A 21,464-nucleotide genomic window follows, 5' to 3' on the forward strand; every position below is an offset into this window, starting at 1 on the left:
GCGTCAGGGGAAGGAAACGTGAGAATCGCGCACCGCGCTGCAGCGGACGCACCGGCATGGTGCATCGGCCGCACCGCGGTATTTAGGTCGCGGCCAGGGTGCGCCGTTCGCGCAGCAAGGCCGTGAAGGCATCCGCGGCCAGCGGACGGCTGAAATAATATCCCTGCATTTCATCGCAGCCGTGTTCCGTCAGGAAGTCGACCTGTTCGCGCGTTTCCACGCCTTCGGCGATGACGCGCATGTCCAGGTTGTGCGCCAGCGAGATGACGGAGCGGGCGATGGCCGCGTCGCTGCTGCTGGTGGTGACGTCGTCGACGAAGGATTTGTCGATTTTGAGCACGTCGATGGGAAAGCGTTTCAGGTAACCGAGGCTGGAATAGCCGGTGCCGAAGTCGTCGAGCGAAATGCCCACGCCGATATCCTTCAGGCGCGTGAGGGCCGCCACGGCCTTGTCCGGGTCGCCCATCACCGTGCTTTCCGTGATCTCGATGCCCAGGCAAGCGGGCGCGATGCCGTATTTGCGCAAGGCCGCCTCGACGAAGGGCACCGTGCGGTCCTGCGCGAACTGCTTGCCGGACAGGTTGACGGCCACCTTGATGCTGCCCAGGCCCGCGTCGTGCCAGGCGCGGATTTGCGCGCACACGCTTTCGAGCACCCATTCACCGATGGCCGTGATCAAACCGTATTCCTCGGCCAGCGCGATGAAGAGGCTGGGCGGCACCTTGCCCAGCACGGGGTTATCCCAGCGCAGCAGGGCTTCCGCACCCAGCAAGGCGCCCGTGCGCAAGCACATCTGCGGCTGGTAGTGCACGTCGAATTCATCGCGGCCGATGGCGCCGCGCAGCTGCTGCTGCATGGCCAGGCGGGCGCGGATATCGCTGCCCATGCGCTCCGTGAAGAAGGCGTAATGGTCGCGTCCCATTTCCTTGGCGCGCACGAGGGCCGTGTCGGCGTGGCGCAGCACGTCGTCGAGACTGTCGCCATCGGCCGGGCACATGGCGATGCCGATGCTGGTCGTCAGGGCCAGGCGTTCGCCATCGACGCTCAATTCTTCGCGCAAGCCGGCCAGGATGGTTTGCGCCAGCCCCAGGGTGCGTCCCAGCAGGGCATCGTCCTGCAGCAGGATCTGGAATTCGTCGCCGCCCTGGCGCACCACCGTGTCGCCCTCGCGCACGCAGCCGGACAGGAAACGCGCCACCACTTGCAGCGCCTTGTCGCCGACGGCCTGTCCATGCGAATCGTTGATGTTCTTGAAGCGGTCCAGGTCCAGGCACATCAGCACCACCTGCTGGCCGTCGCGCACGGCGTTCGCGCGCGCCTGTTCGAAGCGCTCGCGCAGCAGCACGCGGTTCGGCAAGCCCGTCAGCGCATCGTGGTAGGAGAGGAAGTCGATCAGGTGCTGCTCGGCCTTGCGCTCGCTGATGTCGAGGAAGACGCCGATGTAGTTGACGACGGCGCCATCGGGGCCGTGCACGGTGGAGGCGCTGAGCAGGCAGGGATAGGTGTCGCCGCTCTTGCGCCGCGTCTGCACCTCACCCGACCAGCAGCCGCTGCTGCGCAAGCCCTGGCGCATGGCCTGCAGCACCGCTTCGCCCGTGTGTTCGGCGTGCAGGCGCAGGATGTCCGTACCCACCACTTCCGGCGCCGCGTAACCGGTGATGCGTGTAAAAGCGGGATTGGCCGTGACGATGACGCCCGATGCATCCGTGATCAGGATGGCGTCCTGCGTCGCTTCGAAGACCTGGCCCGACAGGCGCAGCAACTCTTCATTGGCGCGGCGGATCTGCACTTCGCGCGCCAGGGTGCTGGCCACCTGTTCCAGTTCGGCCGTGCGTTCGGCCACCCTCCGCTCAAGGTTGGCGCGCTCCTGCGCCAGCTGCAGCTGCGCACGCGCCAGGCGCACATGGGCGTCCGTGCGGGCCAGGATTTCCTCGGCCTGGAAGGGCTTGGCGATGAAGTCGACGGCGCCCAGCGCAAAGCCGCGCACCTTGTCGTCCGTGTCGTACTGCGCCGACAGGAAGATCACCGGCACCTGGCGCAGGGACGGTATCTCCTTCAGGCGGCGGCATACTTCAAAGCCGTCGAGGCCGGGCATGCGCACGTCGAGCAGGATCAGCTCCGGCGGGCGCGCCTGGGCCGTCCACAGGGCCAGCTCACCGTTCGGCGCCTGGCGCACGGCATAGCCGGCGCCGCCCAGCAAATCGCTCAACAGCTTCAGCGAAGCCGGCGTATCTTCAACGATCAGTACTTCGCCCTTCGAGTTCACTTCCGAAAAATCGCGGTGCATGTAGCAGTTCTCTCAGCTTTGGATGAGGCGCGGCGCTCGTTTGCCGCGCTGGACAAGACATTTCTTTGCGATGAACTACATACCATCATCATAATCTTTATTGCAATTTAGCACCATCCATCAGCGGCACTTGGGACGTCTTTTCAGCCAATCCGATGTTGTCAGCCCACACTTTTCAGGCATCGGCCAGCACGCCTTCCTGCTCCAGCAAGTCGCACAGCTGACGGTACTGATGCTGGTCGAGCATGGCCTGCAGGGGCGCCAGCAAGGGAGCAGCCGCCGCGGGCAAGGCCGCCAGCAGCTGCGCCACCCTGGCCAGGTTCAATTCGCGCAGCGCCACCAGCAAGGCGGCGCGCTCGTCCCCTGCCAGCAGTTGCAAGTCTTGCGCCCGCAGCGCCGGACGCGCCTCGGGCGCCGGTGCCGCCGGCGGCGGCACGGGCGCCTGTGGCGGCGCTTCGGCCGCCTGCGCGGGTATGCTGAAACGGAAAGTGGCGCCCTGCCCCGGCGTCGATTCCACCGTCAGCTCGCCCTTCATCAGCTGCACGAATTCGCGCGAGATGGCCAGACCCAGTCCCGTGCCATCCTTTGGCCCCGCGCTGTCGGCCTGCACGAAGGGCTCGAAAATGCGCTGCTGGTCTTCCGGGGCGATGCCGATGCCCGTGTCGCAGACGGCGAACGACAGCATCCATTGATCGCCACCGCGCCGTTCGCCGCGCACGCGCAGGGTGACCTCGCCGCCGCCGGCGAACTTGACGGCGTTCGACATCAGGTTCAGCAGCACCTGGCGCAAGCGCGTCGCGTCGAGCAGCACGGCCGGCGGCAGGGCCACGCAATCGAGGCGCAGCGTCATGCCCTGCTGCTCGGCGCGCATGCCCAGCATGTCCATCACTTCCTGCAGCAGGGGCGCCAGCGCCACCACGGCCGTCTGCGCCTGCAGGCGGCCCGCCTCGCCCTTCGACAGTTCGAGGATTTCATTGATCAGGGTAAGCAGATGATTGCCCGAGCGGTGGATGATGGCCAGGTTGCGCTTTTCATCGTCGTGCATGTGGGGCGAGGCGGCCATCAGGCGCGAAAAGCCGATCACGGAATTCAAGGGCGTGCGCAGTTCATGGCTCATGTTCGCCAGGAAGGTGCTCTTCGCGCGGTTCGCCGCCTGCGCCTGGCTGACGGCCACCGACAGGGCGCTCGTGCGCTCGGCCACCAGTTCTTCCAGGTGATGGCGGTGGCGCAGCAGTTCCAGTTCGGCCTCGCGGTGCGCCGTGATGTCGTAGTTCGAGCCCACCAGGCGCATGGGCAGGCCCTGCCCGTCGCGGAAGATCACGGCATCGACCTTGATGTAGCGGATGGCGCCATCGGGCCACAGGATGCGGTATTCGTGCGTAAACGCCTGGCCGGCGCCCAAGGCGGCGCGCAGGGCCTCCTTGGCGGCCGGCACATCGTCGGGCATCAGCGCCGCGCGCCAGATCGCCGCCGGCGCCATGCCGCAGTCCGCATCGGCCTTGAATTGCGCGTACATCTGCTCATCCCACTGCAAGGCGCCGCTGCTGACGCTCCAGTCCCAGATGCCGATGCTGGCCGCGCCCGTGGCCATCTGCACGCGCTCCTCGCTGCGCTGCAAGGCGCGGTAGCGGCTGTCGAGCAGCGCCACCATGTCGCGGATGGAGCGGTACAAGGTCCGCAGCTCGCCCAGGAACCACGCTTTCGGCGGCGTGCCGAATGCTTCGCCCTGCCCTGCCTGGATGCCGGCCGCATATTGGCCGATCGCCTTCAGGGGCTTGAGCATCAGGCACCACATGAGCAGCCAGATGCTGGCCACGAGGATCACGTCGAGCGCCACGATCATGGCGCCGATGCCCAGCGCGCGCTGCCGCAGCTGCGCGTGCAGCAGGGCCGGCGTCGCGTACACGGCCACGCTGCCGATGACTTGTCCGCCCATCGTCACGGGGCGCCGCTGCACCAGCCAGTCGGGCTGCGCGGACAGCGAGGAAAAGCTGCCGATGGCGCCGTCCGCCGTGCGGCGCAAGACCAGCGCCTCCTTGCCGACGCCCGGCGTCAGCGAGCTGGCCACCAGGTCGCGCTTGCCCAGCATGCTGCGCATGATGGCCTGCATCTGCTTTTCATCGAGATTCCACAGGGGCAGTTCGATGGCGACGGCCAGCTGGTCCGCGCTCACGGACAGGCTGCGCTGCAGCTGCTGCCAGCGCTGCTCGCGTTCGGACTGGTAAAACAGCACGGCAAACACGAGCAGCAGCGCGGTGACGACAAAGGTCAGCGCCACGCTGACGGCCAGCACGATGGACACGCCGCCCAGGCGCGCGCCCTTGGATGGGTGAAGCGTCATGCGTCTTCGCCCTGCGGCTCGCTGGCCAGCTGCGCCAGCAAGGCGCACAGCGGCTGGTATTGATGCTGTTCCAGCATGGCGGCGACGTGCGCGGCCAGCTGCGGCAGGCTGGTCGCCACGCCGGCCAGCACGATGGCGCTGCGCCGCAAATCGAGGGCTTGCACGGATTCGAGCAGCGCCTGCCGCTCGGCCGCGCCCAGCTGTCCCAGCGCCTGCCGCAAGTCGAAGGCGGCGGCCGGCACGCGCGGCGGCATGGCGCCGGTGCGCTGGAAGCGCACGCCCAGCTGCTGCTCCAGCATGGCGAACAGGTGTTCCTGCTCGATCGGCTTGCGCAGGAAGCCGTCGGCGCCGGCGGCCAGCGCCTCCTGCTTTTCTTCCTCGAAGGCGGAAGCGGTCATGATCACCAGGCGCGGCTGCGCCAGCGCCGGCTGCGCGCGCAGCCAGCGCGTCAGCGCCAGGCCGTCCATGTCCGGCATGCGCCAGTCGCTGAGCACGATGTCGTAGCGCTGCGCGGCCAGCATGGCTTGCGCCTGCGCGCCGCCCGCCGCCTCGTCCAGCTGGAAACCCAGCGGCGCCAGCAAGCCGGTCAGCAGCTTGCGGCAGTTGTCGTCATCGTCGACCAGCAGCACCGTGCGACCGCGCTGGGCCGCCGGCAGGCGCGCCACGCGACCCGGCGCCGGCGGCGCGGCGGCAGGGCACTGCACGCAGGGCGCGCGCAAGTCGAAGTGGAACATGGAGCCGGTCCCCAGGACCGATTCGACGCGCAGCTCGCCGCCCATCAGGCGCACGAATTCGCGCGAAATGGTCAGTCCCAGTCCCGTGCCGGCCTGCGCCACGGCGCTGTCGGCCTGCACGAACGGTTCAAAGATACGTTCCAGGTCGTCTTCCGCGATGCCGCTGCCCGTATCGCGCACGGCAAAGGCCAGCGCCACCTGCCCATCGCTCTCCGCCTGGCAGGCCAGCGACAGGGTCACGCTGCCCTGCTCGATGAACTTGAGCGCGTTCGACAGCAAATTGAGCAGCACCTGGCGCAGCTTGGCGCCATCGAGGCGCACCAGCGGCGGCACGCCGGAACGCTCGAGCCGCAGCGCGATGCCCTGGTCGCCGGAGCGCATGCGCACCATCTCGAGCACCTCGTCGAGCAAGCCGTTCAAGTCGACGGGTCCCGCTTGCAGCTGCATGCGGCCCGCCTCGATTTTCGACAATTCCAGGATATCGTTGATCAGGGTGAGCAAATGATGGCCGGCGCGGTTGATGATGGCCAGGTTATGTTTTTCTTCCTCGAACATGCTGCTCGAATCGGCCATCATCTGCGAAAAGCCGATCACGGAATTCAAGGGCGTGCGCAATTCGTGGCTCATGTTGGCGAGAAAGACGCTTTTTGCGCGGTTCGCCGATTCGGCCTCGGTGACGGCCACCGACAGGGCCGCGGTGCGCTGCTGCACCAGTTCTTCCAGGTGGTCGCGGTAGCCGAGCAATTCCTGCTCGCTTTGCTTGCGCTCGGAAATGTCGACGATGCCGCTGCGCACCAGGCGCCGCCCTTCCATCGGCAGGCGCACCAGCCGCACTTCGCAAGGGAAGATGCTGCCGTCGGCGCGCCGCACATTGCGCTCGACCAGGATGGGTTCACCGAGCATGGCGCGGCGCAGATGTTCTTCCATCATCAGTCCCAGCGGCAGGCCGTCGGGCTGCTCACCCGTGTACAGGTCGAACGGCCCGCGCGCCAGCAGCGCTTCGCGCGACATCCCCAGCATGCGCTGCGCGCTGCTGTTGGCATCGATGAAGCGGTCCTGGTCCAGGTCATACACGACGATGGCTTCGGGCGCATGCTCGACGAGGATGCGGAAGCGCTGCTCGCTTTCGCGCGCATCGCTCTCGGCGCGGCGCAAACGGCGGCGCTGCAGCAGCAAGGCGCTCAGCATGCACGCCATGGCGAGAAACACGGCGCCAGCCGACAGCACGGCGGCGCGGTGTTCATGCCACAGCTGGGGCGGGCGGTTGAAGAACAGGGTATCCGGCGGCAGCCGGCTGAGGTCGGCATCCCAGCGCTGCAGCTGTTCCCAGTCATACATGGGCACGGGACGCACCGGCGGCAGCAAGGCACCCGGCGCGGCTGGCGCCTTGCCGGCCAATACGGCCAGCGACATCTGCGCCACCTGCTGCGCGGCCCCTTCGATGTGCAGGATGGAGCCGCCCAGGATGCCCTTGCCCACGTTCGTGTTGTACATGCCGAAGGCAGGCACGTTCGCCAGCCGCGCCAGTTCCCCCGCAAATTGCACGGGGGTGGCGATATTGCCGTCCACGTCGCGGTTGACATTGCCCGTCACCAGCAGCGTATCGGCGGGCAGGTGCGCCACCTTCGCGCGCATCTGCGCCAGGGTCAGGCCGTCGAGATACTCCATGAAAAAGATACCCTGCCACGCCTGCGCCGCCTGCTGCATGTTGCGCTTCAAGGCCTGGTCGGCCTCGCTGGCGCCGACGGCCATGACGATGTTTTTGGTTTCAGGGAACAGGGCCATCGCCTGCGCCAGGGTGCCGGAAAAATCGACGTTCGCCTTTTGCTGCCAGATGGCCAGAGGGCTGCCGGCCGGCAAGGCCTTGCCCGAGGTGTTAATCGCCAGCACGGGCACGCCGCGCGCCAGCGGCGCCAGGTCCGACAGCAAAAAATCGAGCGCCGGCTGCTGCATGGCGATGATCAGGTCGGCCTTGCGGCCCATCATCTGGGTGTATCTTAAAAGCAACAAATCACGCATCTCGTTGCGCAGCGCGGGATCACCCTGGGTATTCAGATTCAGGTGCTCGACCATGATGTCTTCGCTGGACAGTCCCGCAGCGGCCAGGGCGGCCACATAGGTGCGCGTGTACGATTCCACGCCGGCGCGGCCGTAATCGTAGGCATTAAGGACCAGCACGCGCTGCCCCCGGTGCGGCGGCGCGGCGCTTGCAGCCAGCGCCGGCGCGGCCGCAGCGGCGCACAGGATCAGCAGCAATGCGCGGCCACAGCGGATCACCGCTGCCCTGCCCATCCCGCCGCCAGGCACATCACGCATCATTCGCCATGCCCATGCTCACTCCCGCCTGTCACCATGTTTCAACTATGCGCCGACTGCTCAGCCACCGACACTTACAAAAACATGATAACGTCAACTGCAGGGGCAAGTCTATTGCTTAGGGCAATCATTTCACAATACCCCCGCTCGCAACGCTGGTCATCGTTACGCGGCGGTGCCGCTGATGCCGAACAATTCCAGCTTCAGCCCTTTTATGCCAGACGGCACATAAATCGCAATCGCCTGTGCCTTGATCATGCTGTCATAGATACTGCCCTTGTTGTCGATCGAAAAATAATACGTATTGGGTCGTACCGGCACTTCAGCGGGAACCTGGGCCATATGGCGCAATTCTGCACCAGGCAGCGCCCGGCCCAGTAACAGTTCGATATTGTCAGGAGAGGATATCTTGAACTGCAACGGCACCGTGGCGACCAATTCCAGTGCCGGCATATCGGCGTTGACCGCAAGACAGAGTTCGGTCTGACGGTCAATCCGCGCAGCATCGAGCAAACCGTGATAGTGGGTGTTTTGTTGCGTGTCGTTGGACAGCGCAATGGGGAAGTAGCGCGACAGGAGCACCGTATCGATCAGGTCGCGAATGATGCCATCGAGCTTGCCGAAACCGGGAGCCGCGTCATCATGACAATACGCCGGCAAGTCGCTCAGCGTGTATTTTTTCGAAAACGTCATCAAGCCACCGGCCAGTGCCATCAATTTTTCAAACAGATACACGGGATGATGGTGCCGGTAACTGGCGCAATGACCGAGCGTGGCGCTGGCCGTGCTCAAGGTATTGAGCATCCAGAACGAGGAGACATCTCCGCCGTGAAACTCAACCGTATTCTTACCGGGCTGACGGTGGCGACTGTACAGCGCCTCAATTTTCGCGCCCAAGCGGTCGATCAGCGAATCGAGCATGTTCTGCAGCGAAGACTCGGCGCTGATGGTCAGGCCAGGCGGAATGAAGGAGGCATCGATTTCAAAGCTGCCATTGCCAGCGCGGTACAAACGGATCACCGGGATGGCAAGATAATCATGGAGCGGATCCAGTTGCGACAGCAGATACACGCGCTTCTTCAGGTAAGCCACATCGATGCTGACTGCCTCGCTGTACAGATCCGGGGTTTCGATATCCGCCTGGGCATAGCGCGCGCCTGCAGAGCTCACATTCCCGCCATGCGCCTGCAGCACCGGCAGCGCGGCATAAAAAGTAAAACTATGTTCGCTGGAAGGCAGTTTGGACAGGTCTACAGCACTGGGCAATACATCGCCAAGCGGCGCTTCGAAGAGCTCTCCATCCTGGAAGACGAGCGACATGGCGTCCGCCCGCAGGCTATTGTTGGCTAGTGCGTCCGCATTCCAGCGGATGCCATGCACACCCCATAAATGCGGATTGATGAGTGAGGCCAGACGTTGCAGGCGCGCTTCATGGTAGCGGTCCAGCTGCTGGAATTGCTGGGGACCGATGGCCAGCCCCTCGGACCACAGTAATTTGGATGGCAATGTCATTGCATTCTCCATGTTGATCGTTGGAATCATGCTGCCTTGCCAGTGTGAGGTTGCCAGTTTGAAAGTTCTTGATGTTGCGCAGCAACCCTGCGCAATTGTTGCGCAAACGCAATTTACCTCTGAGCAAACGCTCGGATACTGGCCATTCCGCGTGAAGACACAGGAAAAGAGAGATGGAGGACTTGCTGCCGTATTTCGAACGCGAGCTGGTGATGCTGCGGCGACATTGCCGTGAGTTTGCCGAACGCTACCCGAGAATCGCCGGCAAATTGCACATGTCGGGCGAGTCTTGCGAGGATCCGCACGTCGAACACTTGATCGAATCGGTGGCCATGCTGGCGGCACGCATCTCGAAACGGCTCGACGACGACTATCCGCAATTTACCGAAGCCCTGTTCGAAGCCCTGTTCCCGCATTATCTGCGTCCCTTTCCATCGTGTACCATCGTGCATCAGCCCGCCCCAGCGGCTGGAGCGGGTGTATTGCACCTGCCTGCGGGCAGTGAAATGGACGCCACGCCGGTGCGCGGCGTGCGCTGCCGCTTCAAGACTGCCTACGGCATCACGACGGGAGCATCGGTACTGGAAAGTGCGGTGTTCGATGCGATGATCAAGCCGCCGGCAGGCGTACGTCTGCCGGCATCCGCCAGTTCCTCGCTGAACATCGGCATCCGGCATCTCGACACAGCGCCCGCGTCACTGCGCGTTTTCATCGATGGCGAAGCTTCTTTTTCCGCCGCCTTGCGCGATGCCCTGTTCATGCATGCGGTCTGCGCTTTTGTGTCCATCGACGCGGTGCAATGGATGACCTTGCCCGTCGTGCCGTTGATGCCCGTCGGCTTCGGCGACACGGATGCCTTGATACCTTTCGGTGCCCGTTCGCAGCCGGCCTACCGCATCCTGAGCGAGTATTTTGCATATCCGGAAAAATTCAATTTCTTCGACATCGATATCGCGGCGCTGAGTGCCGCGCTGCCGCCTGCTTGCCAGCGCTTTACCCTGCATCTGTGCATGGCCGGTTTGCGACCCGATTCCGCTGCGGCGCGCATGTTGTCCAGCATTTCCAGCGACAACTTAAGGCTGGGCTGCAGTCCGGCGGTCAATCTTTTCCGCCAGGAAGGCGTACCGATCGCCGTCACACGGCAGAAAACCGACTATTCCGTGCTGGCCCATGCTACCCATGCCCATGGTTACGAAGTCGTCACTGTCGACGCGGCGCGCTTATTGCGCCAACGCGGAGGGGAAAGCACGCTGACCGAATTTCGCCCGCTGTACAGCCTGCGCCATGGCGAAGGTGCGGCGCAACAAGGCCACTACTGGGTCGTGCGCCACGATACGGATTTAGCCATGAAAAGTCCCGGCCATGAAAAGAAAATCACGCTGGTCGATAGCGACTTCAATCCCCTTATCCACGAAAAAGCCAGCTTGTCGCTGTCGCTGACATGCAGTAACCGCGATCTTCCCCTGGCGCTCAAATACGGTCAGCCGCAAGGAGACTTGCAACCGTGCGGCGGCGGACCCGCACTGCACATGCTGCGACGACCCAGCCAGCCGCGACGCTTTTCGCCGGGCGCGGGCCTGCACTGGCGCCTGATTTCGCACCTGACATTGAATCATCACGCGCTGGTCCAGGAAGGCCTGCCGGCGCTGCGTGAACTGCTGACACTGTATGACTTGTCTCAATCGGCAAGCTCGCAACGCCAGATCCACGGTATCGTCGCGCTCGCGCACTCGCCGACCACGGCATGGCTGCGGCACAAGCGCGGTACCTCGATGGCGCATGGCGTGGAAGTGCGCATCACGCTGGACGAAGAAGCGTTCGTCGGCACCAGCATGCACCTGTTTGTGCAGGTGATCGATCACTTCCTTGGGCTGTATGTGCAAATCAACAGTTTCATCGAGCTGGTGGTGCTGTCAGGGCAAAGCGGAGAGGAGCTGATCCGATGCAAACCAAGAAGCGGCCTGCAGAATCTGGTGTAGTACAACACTTGCTGGCCGAGCCGTACCGCTACCAGTTCGTGCAGGCGGTGCGTATTCTGCTGTGCTGGCTACGCCAGCAGAACGTGTCCCATGCGAAAGCCTTAGGCCAGGTGTTGCGCTTCAAGAATAGCCTGTCCTTGAGTTTTCCTGCCAGTGAAATCGAACAGCTCTCGCTCGACGACAATGAACAGCTGACCTTGACACCCACGTTCATGCGTTTTCTGGGCGTCGGCGGCACCTTGCCCCTGCACCACTCGGAACGCATCGCCGCCTACCGCTTTTCGAGCAAAGACGCTGGCGTCTCGGCCTTTCTCGATATCTTTTCGCACCGCATGGTCGCACTGTATTACCAGGCTTGGGAAAAGTATCGACTGGAAGCCACGCTCCAGACCCAGGCAAGGGATGCGCAACTGCCATTGCTGATGGCACTGGCCGGCGTGCGGCGCAATGCGCTGCAGCCGAGCGGAGAAACTGATGCCGTGACGCAGCACGTCGCGGCCTGGTACGCGGGTCTGCTGCGCTGCCGCCCCGTCTCCGCGCAAGCGATCGGCCCCGCGCTGGCCGAGTACTGCGGCGTCCCCGTCACCGTGCAGCAATTTGTCGGTGGCTGGGACTATCTGGAAAAAAACCGGCGCAGCCTGTTGGGCAGTGTCAACTTTACCCTGGCGCGCGGTGCAACGCTTGGCCTGCGGCTGTGGCGCCAGGACATGCGCGTCTGCCTGCATATCGGCCCGCTGGATCCCGCTGGCCTGCAACGCTTCCTGCCGCGCAGCACGGGCGCGGCGGCACTGGCAAAGATGCTGATGCTGTTTGGCGTACCGGACTTGCAATATGAAGTACGACTGATATTGAGTCCGCCATGTATTACCCCCCTGCTCCTGAGTTCCAACCCTTCAGAAAGACGGTGCCTGGGATGGACGACGTTCTTGCAGACAGCACAAGGCAAGGTACGCGGCGCCGAAGTGCGTTATTTGCTGCCACTGGCTTGAGCAGTTCCTATCAGGAAAGCGAGGCAAACATGAAACATGCGGGACGCGGCGTCATCCGGCTCGGAGACGCAACCGATCACGGCGGCAAGGTCACCAGCGCCTCATCCGGCAGCACCGTGATGGGCAAGACAGCGGCACTGGCCGATGACACCACATTCTGCCCCAAGTGCAAGGGCAATTTTCCGATCACGCCGGATGGCGCCGGCGCAAGACACATGGGCAAGCCGTACGCCTATGACGGCGACGCCACCGCCTGCGGCGCCCGCCTGATCACATCTTTGTAACGGAGGCAGGCCATGCATGCAAACATCCAGGCGGCACTGTCAGCCTTCGGCCTCGCCGCACAAGAACGGCGCCTGCTGAAGATCGGCTTCCCCCATGAAGATGGGCCAGCCGGCGCCATCCTGCTGGTCAATTCGCTGACGGCCAGGGAGGAGGTGTCGCGCGACTTCCGTTTCGAGGCCGAACTGCTGTCCGATGACGCGCATATTGCGCTCAAGGCCATGATGGGCCGCATGGTGACCATTTCCATGGTGCGCGACGATGGCACGCTGCGCCACTTCAATGGCTATGTGGGCGAGTTTTGCCTGCTGCGCGCCGACGGCGGCTTTGCGTGGTACCGCATGGTGCTGCAACCATGGCTGGCCTTCGCCCGGCTGCGCCAGGACAATGTGTCCTTTCATGGCCAAAGCGTGATGCAGCTGACCGAAACGACCTTTGCCCACTACGAACAGCGCGACTGGAAAACCAGCATCCATGGCGACGATCCGCAAATCACCTGCGCCAACCAGCACAACGAAACCGACTACAACCACCTGCACCGGCGCTGGGAAGCGCTGGGCTGGCATTACTGGTACGAGCATCGCGCCGATGGCCATACGTTGTGGCTCGCGGACAATACCACCTTGGCTGACATGATCGCCACGGCGGCCGGCGACGGCGCCATGCGCTTTCACTCCGAGTCGGGTTCCATGGAAGACGATGGCTTGCGACAGTGGCAAGCCGTGCGCCGGATCGGCTCCGGACAGCTGACCTTGGCCAGTTTCGACTATAAAAATCCGCAACCACGCCTTGCCAGCGGCTATTCCCTGAATCGCCAGGGCGATGTATTTGCCCACGAACTGTACGAAAATACGGGCGCCTATGGCTATCAGGATGTCGATGCCGGGGACGCACTGGCACAACGCCGCATGGAGGAAAGCGACCACCTGCGCCAGTATTTCGAGGCGGCCGGCAATCACCGTGGCGCACAGCCCGGCCTTTGCTTCCGGCTCGATGGCCATTTCAGCACCGAGGAAAAACGCTGTCAACCTGGTGAAGAGCGCCCGGACAGTATCGCCGGACGCGAATACCTGATCCTGTCCGTCGAGCATCGCGCCAGCAATAATTATCAGGTCGGCCCGAACGCCCCCTCCCACTACGTCAACAATATGCTGTGCGTGCGCCGGGACATCCGTTGGCGGCCGGGCCGTGGCTACAACAGCACGCCGTGCGTGGTTGCCGGTGTACAGACGGCGCTGGTCGTCGGGCCGGCCGGGGAGGAAATCCATACCGATGCGCTGGGACGCATCCGCCTGCAATTTCACTGGGACCGCCTGGGGACATTCGATGAGCGCAGCTCGCCATGGATACGGGTCATGATGCCGATGGCAGGCCCGCAAATGGGGCAAATCGCCCTGCCGCGCGTGGGCCAGGAAGTCGTCGTGCAATTCCAGGACGGCAATATCGACCATCCCATCGTCATCGGCGTGGTCTACAACAGCGCCAATCCGCCGCCGTGGCAGCTGCCGCAGCAACGCGCGCTGTCCGGCTTGCGCAGCCGCGAACTGGGCGCCCGCAGCGCCAACCATCTCGTGCTCGACGATACCAAGGGGGCGATTCAGGCACAGCTGCGCAGCGAGCACCACGATAGCCGGCTTTCGTTGGGCAACATCACCCGCATCGACGACCATGCCGGCCGCAAGGAAGCACGCGGTGTAGGCTTTGAATTGGCCAGCAACGCCTGGGGCGCCCTGCGCGCAGCCAAAGGCATGCTGATTACCACCGAAACGCCGGCAGGCAGCGGCTCCGTCAAGCAACTCCACGAAACACAGGCCCGCCTGGCGCAGGCACGCCAGCTGCAACAAGACTTGGCCAGCATGGCCGTTGATGCGGGGGCGCAAGACAGCGCAACACAACAGGGCGCTGTCGCCGAGTCCATCCAGCGGCAAAACGCCGCCATCAAGGGCGCCGGCGGCGATTTCCCGGAGCTGTCCGAAGCGCATCTGCTGCTGGCCAGTCCGGCCGGCATCGAGTTGAGCACGGCCCAGTCCATGCACCTGGCCGCCAGCGAGCATGTGGCGCTCACCAGCAGCAAGCATATTTCACTCGCCAGCGGCGACAGCATGTTTGCCAGCATCGCCAAAACCTTCAGCCTGTTCGTGCACAAGGCCGGCATGAAACTGATCGCGGCCAGCGGCAAGGTGTCCATCCAGGCCCACAGCGACGAGGTGGAAATCCTCGCCCAGAAAGTCTTGTCGCTGATCAGCGAAGCGGACTGGGTCAACATCAAGGGCAAGAAAGGCATACGCCTGCACGGCGCCAACCACATGCTGGAAATCAGCGACAAGGTGCAGTTCTTCACCTCCTCCCCCGTGCTCTTCAACGGCAACCTGGAAACCGTGGCGCCGAAGAGCGTGTCGCAGGAATTTAATGAACGGCCACACAGCAGTTTTGATCAGGAAGTGTTGCTGGTGAATGCCGACGATACGCCAGCCGTTGGCGTTGCTTTTGAACTCCTGCGCGATGACGGCAACATGGCCGGCAAAAGCGCGGAAGACTGTTCCACGCAATTACAAAAATCCACCGGCATGGATAGTTACGTCATTCGCTATAAGGGAGAACTGCCATGAGCAAATGTGATGACTTGAATAACCGCGGCAATCATCCTGCGAAGTTTGGTCAAGGCGTGGGAGGCTGGGCGGAACTCGCCGTTTCGATGACGGAAACAAAAGATACTGCCCGACATGACGTCACCCTACCACCAGGCAAGGTAATTCCTGTCATTTTCCTGCCAGGCGTGATGGGCAGCAATCTAAGGATGAGCAAGGTTCGCCAGGAAGAATTGCGCCGTCCAGACAATCGGGCCTGGCGACCAGACGATATGATGGGTGCGGGTGGCAAGGCCGCTGTCCTCACAAGCAATGGCCTGGGTGGCTGGTTCAAAAATGCGTCGCCACGGCAGCGTCAATTGGTGTTTGATCCCACAGAAACCGAAGTCGAGTATTACCACTATACCGAGAGCAATAGCCGCTTCGATCCAGATGGTGCGGAAACCAAAGCTGCAGATGCACGGCATCAAAATGTGCCAGATAGTCTTTTCCCCATCCCACCCTTGATTGGATCCTTTGGGATATCTCCAGGAACGGGACCATTGCAAGCTCAAGCACGCGCCCGTCAAAGTCCCGCCCAAATAGCACGCTGGCGCGGGTGGAGTGAAGTGCTTTTCGACGGCGCATACGGAACCATGTTGCGCACCACAGAGCAGCATCTAAACAATATGATTTCCAACGGAGAAGTACATCCGTTCTGGCACAGGACAAGTGGCCTTGGTGCCATGCTAATGCAAGACCCAACAACTTTTGGTGCGTCATCTGGCAAGGCCATTAATGTCAACGACTTGAAGAAAATTTCGCCCTGTTGGTATCCAGTGCACGCGATGGGCTACAACTTCATAAAGAGCAATGGTGAATCTGCTATCACCATTGCAGAGAGACTACGAGGTCTAGTCAAAGGCTACAAAAAACGCGGATTCAAATGTAGTGAAGTCATTCTCGTCACGCACAGCATGGGTGGTTTGCTGGCCAGGGCGTTGATACACCCCTGCTATGGAAATATGCTTGGCGATAAGGATGTAAAAATCCTCGGCATTTATCACAACGTGATGCCAACCATTGGCGCCGCAGGAGCTTATAAACGCATGCGTTTTGGCTTTCAGGAAAGAGAAGGTTCTATAGCAGAAATAGAAGCCAAAATTCTGGGCATCGACGGTATGCATGCTACCGCCATTCTGGCTAACGCACCAGCGCCACTGGAAATGTTGCCAGGTGCGGCATATGGCCAGAATTGGCTGAAAATTGTGGATGCACAGGATAAAATTTTATGGAGCTGGCCTCGCGATAAGGCCACTGCACTGGAAAGCATTTACCTTCAACCCGCCAATGCATGGTGGAGGCTAATCAACCCAAAATGGGTAAACCCCGCCGACCTCCCTCGTGAAAAAGGTGGAGGTATAGAAGAAACAATGAAGCGCTTAAGAAAATCCTCAGAATTTTTATCATCCATAGAGAAAACGTTTCACCCAAACACTTATGCAAGCTATTGCGCATCGAGGAATTTTTTAAGTTATGGCGATGTCGTATTTAAATTAATTGACGGCCTTCACAGCGGCTCCAACGATCCATGGAATAAATTTGAACCGCTACCTGAAAAATGGAAGTTACTTGAAGATGATAGCAAGGGGCAACTCCTCGTCCAGGCCGGAGGAAAAAACTTAAAATTAAAGCTACAGTCAGCCAGTGCACGCGGTGATGGGACGGTACCGTCAGACCGTTCTGCAAGGCACATCACAGGCACACTTTTCGTACATGGCATGGCGGAAGCGAACGGTTATGACCATCAGAACAGTTATGCCGATACAAATGTAATGGCATCCATGCTGTATTCCATCGTACAAATTGCCAAGACGGCAAAATGGGATTAAGCCATGAATAATAAGATAAAGAAAACAATTTTTCTCACGATTACATTTATTGCGATGGTATTTCTATCCGCCTACGCGAAAAAAAATTCAGCCAAGGAGATCATCATGCCTGAAAATTTCAAGCTCAGCAAACGCTTGGATGCGCTATTTTTAAAAACAAAAATTGTATGCTTCGGACGCTATGCCCTAGAGGTTCCGCAAGAAGCACAACTCATATCAGGAGGGACAACAATTCTTTCAGAAATTAAAACCATACCAGGCGGAACAACAGAAAAAAACGAACGCATAGCAGAAGAAATTGAAAAAATAAAAAAAAATGACCCAACCTCTGAAATTATATATGATGGAAAAGGGCCTATAGAAAATAGCTGGCAACTTCAATATTACGATGGGAAATTTTCCAAGGAAGATGGCGATCTATTCTTCAAGACCTACGCCATAAAAGGACACCACATATTTATTCTTGACGGATCAAAAAGAAAAGATGAAACAATAGCAGACTCCAAACGAAATCAAATGGTCCGCGCCAATAACTTACGTCTGCGCGATGAAAATGAAGTTCCCAAGGAACCTGGCTATTGCGTAAAAAATGGTTTCATGAGCGACGACAATTATGACAATCAAGAAATGGCGGACGCAGGTCTATATTTTCCCAGCCTGCCAGACGTGACATTTTCCATCACTGCGAACAAAGACGCCTACGGTGATTATCCTCCTGCTGAATATGACGCAAAAGTACGCGGGAAATTATCATTGCTTGCTCGTATCCAGGAAGCAAAAGACCAGCAAGGCAAGAACTACCCTCCTCGCACACTGCTACGCGAAGGCAAGCGTGACGTGCAGCACTGGCATGGCGAGGAATCGTTGATACGGCGTACCGATGGCGTGCATGATTTTGAATGGACGCTGGTGGGTACGCCGCGCGATATCGCCTATCCAGCGGTATTGGAAGCATCCATGTACACCAAAGTCGCCCACAACATGGTCGGCGCCGCCGAAGCCGCGTCGCTGACGGACGAAGAGGCCATCGCCTTGTGGGACAAGCTGCTGTCGGGCTTGAAGTTCCGGGTGAAAGTGCCGGGTGCGCCGCCGGGCTCGTACTACATCGATCCGGACAAGCCGGCGCAGTGACGGCTGGATAAGCTCAGGCTGGCGCCATGCCAGCCATTGCGCTAGCATGCTCCTTTTGCCTGGAAAGCTTCCATGCCCATCACCCTGCGCCCCGCCCTGCCAGCCGACATCGACGCCCTGTGGGCCTTGCGCACGGTAGCCGTGCGCGTCGGTTGCGCAACGCATTATGCACCGGAGCAAATTGCTGTGTGGACGGCCTCGCCCGTGCCGGACGCATATGCCGCCATGCTGGTTGCGGGTAGCGGCATCGTGGCGATGCAGGACGAGGCCATTGCCGGCTACGCCATGCTGGATGTAGATAAACATGAAGTAGACGCTGTCTTTGTCGATCCCGCGCGCGCGGGACTCGGCATCGGCAAGCGCCTGCTGGCGGCGCTGGAAGACCTGGCGCGCGGGCGCGGCATTGCTCGCCTGCACCTGTCCGCGTCGCTGAACGCCGTGCCGTTTTACGCGTCGGCCGGCTTTACGGCCTTGCGCGAGGAAGCGTATGCACACCCCAGCGGCATCAGCCTGGCCAGCGTGGCGATGGAAAAGGCGCTGGAGGCCGCCTGAGCCGTCAATCGTCTGCCGCAGCCGCTTCGGACTCGGCCAGGCATTGCTGCAGCTTCGCGATCAGGGCACGCACTTCGTCGTCGCCCAGGTCCAGCGGGTCGCCCTGCGCGCCCACGGCGATCAGGCAGATGGCCGAGCCGTCGTACCAGGCGTCCAGGCGTTCCTTATCCTCATTCATATTGCTCTGACTCATGTTGCAAATCTCTCAGTAAATCAGCAGGCACCGCGATGCTGGCGCTGCCTTGCGGCACGGGAAACACGGAAGCCAGCTGGTCAATACTCATCATGCCAGGCAGCCATTTATGCAAAAAATCGCCGAGCGCGATGGCGCACGGCTGGAAATCCGCCCAGTCGCCGCTGGCGCACGCTTGCGCGTATGCGGCTTCCGGCCAGAACGGGATGGCGACGTGGCCATGGGCTTGCGCCGTAGCCCAGCCAGCATGGTACAAGCCCCACACTTCTTGTGTATCGGTGACCTTGCGCACGCAATAGTCGTAGCGCTGCTGCGCCGGCAACTGCATCACCTGTTTGATTTTTTCAGGATGCACGGTTTCCCCCTACCCCGTCCCAGACCCGTAACTCCGGCCCGCACCAGCCCGTCACCATGTCGAGGGCGTCCAGTATCGCGTCTTCCAGCGGCCCCTCTTGTGTGGCGAGACGCAGTTCCTGCAGCAAACTGGCCACTTGCGCCGCCGTCACGCCGCTGGCGTGGTAGCGCAGCAGGATGGTGCGCAGCGTCAATAAACCTGCCCTGGCGTCCAGCGCGGCCAGCAAATCCCTGTCGATGTCGGCAATGATGGTTTGCAGCATCAATCCGCCTCCCACGCGATGGCGTCCGGCCGCGCGCCGCCTGTCCTGAAAAACGCGAGGAAGGCACGCTGGCATTGTTCCACCTCCACGCACCACGCTTCCGGATACACGTCCACCTGGCCATTGGCCAGCAGGTAGCTGCATTCGCCCGTTTCCTCTTCGTCTCCCAAGGAGTGAAAACTCAGGTCGTCCTGTCCCGACAGATACATCAGCCAGGCATTTCCGCCATTGCGCAGCATGCACAGGGCCGGGCCCTGCTCCGCATCCGTGGCCATGGTCAGCCACAGCTCGCACTGGGCCAGCGCACGCGCTTCCAGCAACGCCTGTTCCAGCGCAGCGACGGTGTCAACAACACGCGCTTCGCCATGCAGATTCAATTCCATCGTCATGCTTTTTCTCCGCTCAGGTCATCCATGGCCAGCGCCGTGCTCAGGTACAGCTTGCCGCTCAGGTCGTGCAGCAGGCTGCTCTGGCGCAGGCGGTCCATCACGGGACCCTTTACTTCGGCCAGGTTCAGGCTGATGCCGCGCTTGGCCAGCGTGCTGTTGAGTTCGATCAAGCCCAGCAAGGCCGTGCTGTCGATCTGGTTGACGGCCGACAGCACCAGCACCAGGTGGCGCGCCGTCGGGTGTCCCCGCAGCTCGTCCTCCACCCTCTCCGTGACGGCTTCGACGTTGCCGAAGAACAGGCCCGCATCGATGCGCAGCAGCAAGACGTCCGGCAAGGTTTGCGCTTCATAGCGCTCCACGTTGCGGAAGTGCTCGCTGTTCGGAATACGCCCCAGCACGGCGATGTGCGGGCGGCTGGCGCGCCAGATCAGGGTGCCCATCGACAGCAGCACGCCGATCACGACGCCCGCTTCCACGCCCAGCACCAGCACGCCGGCCGTCGTCGCCAGCAGGGCCAGCGCATCGCTGCGGTCGTAGCGCCACGACAGTTTCAAGGTGTCCCAGTCCAGCAGGCTGCTGACGGCAAAGATGATGGTGGCCGCCAGCACGGGCAGCGGCAACAGGGCCAGCCAGCCCGTGGGCGCCACCAGCGCCAGCGCCAGTAGCCCCGCCGTGATGATGCTGGCCAGCGGCGTGTTGGCGCCCGCCTGGAAATTGACGGCCGAGCGCGAAATCGAGCCAGTGACGGGGAAGCCGCCCGACAGCGCACTGGCCACGTTGGCCGCGCCCAGGCCCAGCAGTTCGCGGTTCGTGTGCAGCTTTTCACCGCGCTTTTGCGCCAGGGTCTGGGCGGCGGACATGCTCATCAAGAAGATGATGAAGGCGATCAGCAGCGCCGGCGACAGCAAGGTGCGCCAGTGGGCGCTCGAGGTGGCCAGGTTCAGGCCGGGCAAGCCGCTGGGCACGTGACCCGTCGTCTGCACGCCCATCGCTTCCAGGCCTCCATAAGCGACCAGCGCGATGCCGGCCAGCACCAGCGCCATCGGCGCCAGGCGCGCGCCCACGTCGGCCGCCACCTTGCTCAGGCCGCAGCGTTGCAGCAGGCGCGACAGATAGCGCTTGGCCAGCCACAGGAACAGCAGGCCGGACAGTCCCAGCACGAGGCTGGGCGTATGCCAATGGGGCCAGGTGGCGCCCAGGAGCGGCGTGATCTGCCCCCAGATGATCAGGATCGCGGCGCCATTGCTGAAACCGCTGATCACGGGGCGTGATAAAAAACTGGCCATGAAGCCCAGGCGCAGCACGCCGCACAGCAGCAGGACGAGGCCGCTGATGAAGGCCAGCTGGGCGGCCAGCACGATGTACAGGGAGGAGCCGGGGTCGGCCAGCGGCGCCAGGGCGGCGGCCGTCATCAGCGAAACGATGGCCATCGGGCCCACCGATTGCGTCATGCTGCTGCCGAACAAGGCGTACAGCACGGGCGGCAGGATGCTGGCGTAGATGCCCACCACGGGCGGCAAACCCGCCACCAGGGCGTAGGCCATGCCTTGCGGCACCATCATCATGGCGACGACAATACCGGCAGTGATGTCTCCGGCCAACAGAGGACGCCGGTATTGCCTGAGCCAGAGCAGCATGGATGATCCCAAAATCTGAAAACCGAAGCCTATCATGCGACGAGGC

16 protein-coding genes are annotated in these 21,464 nt (G+C 61.8%); 7 read left to right on the plus strand and 9 right to left on the minus strand.

Going from position 1 to position 21,464, the window contains the following annotated elements; genetic code table 11:
* Window positions 1–82: 82 nt before the first annotated feature.
* The 4 genes from CLU90_RS08075 to tssK all read right to left on the minus strand — a co-directional run bounded on the left by CLU90_RS08075 (window position 83) and on the right by tssK (window position 9,220).
* Window positions 83–2,287, minus strand: a complete 2,205-nt coding sequence (locus CLU90_RS08075) for a two-component system response regulator (RefSeq protein ID WP_092714497.1) — start codon at window positions 2,285–2,287, stop codon at window positions 83–85.
* A 175-nt stretch (window positions 2,288–2,462) separates the two neighbouring features.
* Window positions 2,463–4,628 carry a sensor histidine kinase gene (locus tag CLU90_RS08080; protein ID WP_100427642.1) on the minus strand — a complete coding sequence of 722 codons (2,166 nt, stop codon included), beginning with the start codon at window positions 4,626–4,628 and terminating at the stop codon, window positions 2,463–2,465.
* The gene (locus CLU90_RS08085) at window positions 4,625–7,681 is read right to left on the minus strand and encodes a sensor histidine kinase (protein WP_100427643.1); all 3,057 of its coding nucleotides are present in this window, start codon (window positions 7,679–7,681) and stop codon (window positions 4,625–4,627) included. The genes CLU90_RS08080 and CLU90_RS08085 overlap by 4 nt, the downstream gene beginning before the upstream one ends.
* 162 nt (window positions 7,682–7,843) lie before the next feature.
* Entirely contained in the window at window positions 7,844–9,220 is a 1,377-nt protein-coding gene (gene tssK, locus CLU90_RS08090; protein WP_332870860.1) for a type VI secretion system baseplate subunit TssK, read from the minus strand.
* Between the two features lie 143 nt (window positions 9,221–9,363).
* Here tssK and tssF point away from each other — a divergent pair, with 143 nt between their 5' ends.
* The 7 genes from tssF to CLU90_RS08125 all read left to right on the plus strand — a co-directional run bounded on the left by tssF (window position 9,364) and on the right by CLU90_RS08125 (window position 18,582).
* Window positions 9,364–11,169 (plus strand): type VI secretion system baseplate subunit TssF, encoded by a 1,806-nt coding sequence (tssF, locus tag CLU90_RS08095; RefSeq protein WP_092714490.1) that lies wholly within the window; start codon window positions 9,364–9,366, stop codon window positions 11,167–11,169.
* Window positions 11,133–12,158 carry a type VI secretion system baseplate subunit TssG gene (gene tssG / locus CLU90_RS08100; protein WP_100427644.1) on the plus strand — a complete coding sequence of 342 codons (1,026 nt, stop codon included), beginning with the start codon at window positions 11,133–11,135 and terminating at the stop codon, window positions 12,156–12,158. Before tssF ends, tssG begins: the two co-directional genes overlap by 37 nt.
* Window positions 12,159–12,187: 29 nt before the next feature.
* On the plus strand, window positions 12,188–12,442 hold the full coding sequence (locus CLU90_RS08105; RefSeq protein WP_100427645.1) for a PAAR domain-containing protein: 255 nt from the start codon (window positions 12,188–12,190) through the stop codon (window positions 12,440–12,442).
* Window positions 12,443–12,454: 12 nt separating this feature from the next.
* Window positions 12,455–15,049 carry a type VI secretion system Vgr family protein gene (locus tag CLU90_RS08110; RefSeq protein ID WP_100427646.1) on the plus strand — a complete coding sequence of 865 codons (2,595 nt, stop codon included), beginning with the start codon at window positions 12,455–12,457 and terminating at the stop codon, window positions 15,047–15,049.
* The gene (locus CLU90_RS08115) at window positions 15,046–16,899 is read left to right on the plus strand and encodes an esterase/lipase family protein (RefSeq protein ID WP_100427647.1); all 1,854 of its coding nucleotides are present in this window, start codon (window positions 15,046–15,048) and stop codon (window positions 16,897–16,899) included. Before CLU90_RS08110 ends, CLU90_RS08115 begins: the two co-directional genes overlap by 4 nt.
* Window positions 16,900–16,902: 3 nt before the next feature.
* Window positions 16,903–18,030 (plus strand): T6SS immunity protein Tli4 family protein, encoded by a 1,128-nt coding sequence (locus CLU90_RS29670; RefSeq protein ID WP_232731123.1) that lies wholly within the window; start codon window positions 16,903–16,905, stop codon window positions 18,028–18,030.
* A 72-nt stretch (window positions 18,031–18,102) separates the two neighbouring features.
* Complete coding sequence (locus CLU90_RS08125; RefSeq protein ID WP_100427648.1) at window positions 18,103–18,582, plus strand: GNAT family N-acetyltransferase; 480 nt, start codon at window positions 18,103–18,105, stop codon at window positions 18,580–18,582.
* Between the two features lie 4 nt (window positions 18,583–18,586).
* On the opposite strand, the gene CLU90_RS29190 is transcribed toward CLU90_RS08125, so the two are convergent.
* The 5 genes from CLU90_RS29190 to CLU90_RS08145 are packed head-to-tail and all read right to left on the minus strand — an operon-like array spanning window position 18,587 to window position 21,418.
* On the minus strand, window positions 18,587–18,760 hold the full coding sequence (locus CLU90_RS29190) for a hypothetical protein (protein WP_157808776.1): 174 nt from the start codon (window positions 18,758–18,760) through the stop codon (window positions 18,587–18,589).
* On the minus strand, window positions 18,753–19,130 hold the full coding sequence (locus CLU90_RS08130) for a DUF2750 domain-containing protein (protein WP_100427649.1): 378 nt from the start codon (window positions 19,128–19,130) through the stop codon (window positions 18,753–18,755). Before CLU90_RS08130 ends, CLU90_RS29190 begins: the two co-directional genes overlap by 8 nt.
* Complete coding sequence (locus CLU90_RS08135; protein ID WP_092714475.1) at window positions 19,120–19,392, minus strand: hypothetical protein; 273 nt, start codon at window positions 19,390–19,392, stop codon at window positions 19,120–19,122. The genes CLU90_RS08130 and CLU90_RS08135 overlap by 11 nt, the downstream gene beginning before the upstream one ends.
* Window positions 19,392–19,781, minus strand: a complete 390-nt coding sequence (locus CLU90_RS08140) for an Imm1 family immunity protein (protein WP_092714473.1) — start codon at window positions 19,779–19,781, stop codon at window positions 19,392–19,394. Before CLU90_RS08140 ends, CLU90_RS08135 begins: the two co-directional genes overlap by 1 nt.
* Window positions 19,778–21,418 (minus strand): SulP family inorganic anion transporter, encoded by a 1,641-nt coding sequence (locus CLU90_RS08145; protein ID WP_100427650.1) that lies wholly within the window; start codon window positions 21,416–21,418, stop codon window positions 19,778–19,780. Before CLU90_RS08145 ends, CLU90_RS08140 begins: the two co-directional genes overlap by 4 nt.
* Window positions 21,419–21,464 lie beyond the last annotated feature (46 nt).

The sequence above is a fragment of the Janthinobacterium sp. 67 genome (genome assembly GCF_002797895.1).
Taxonomy (GTDB): Bacteria; Pseudomonadota; Gammaproteobacteria; order Burkholderiales; family Burkholderiaceae_D; genus Janthinobacterium.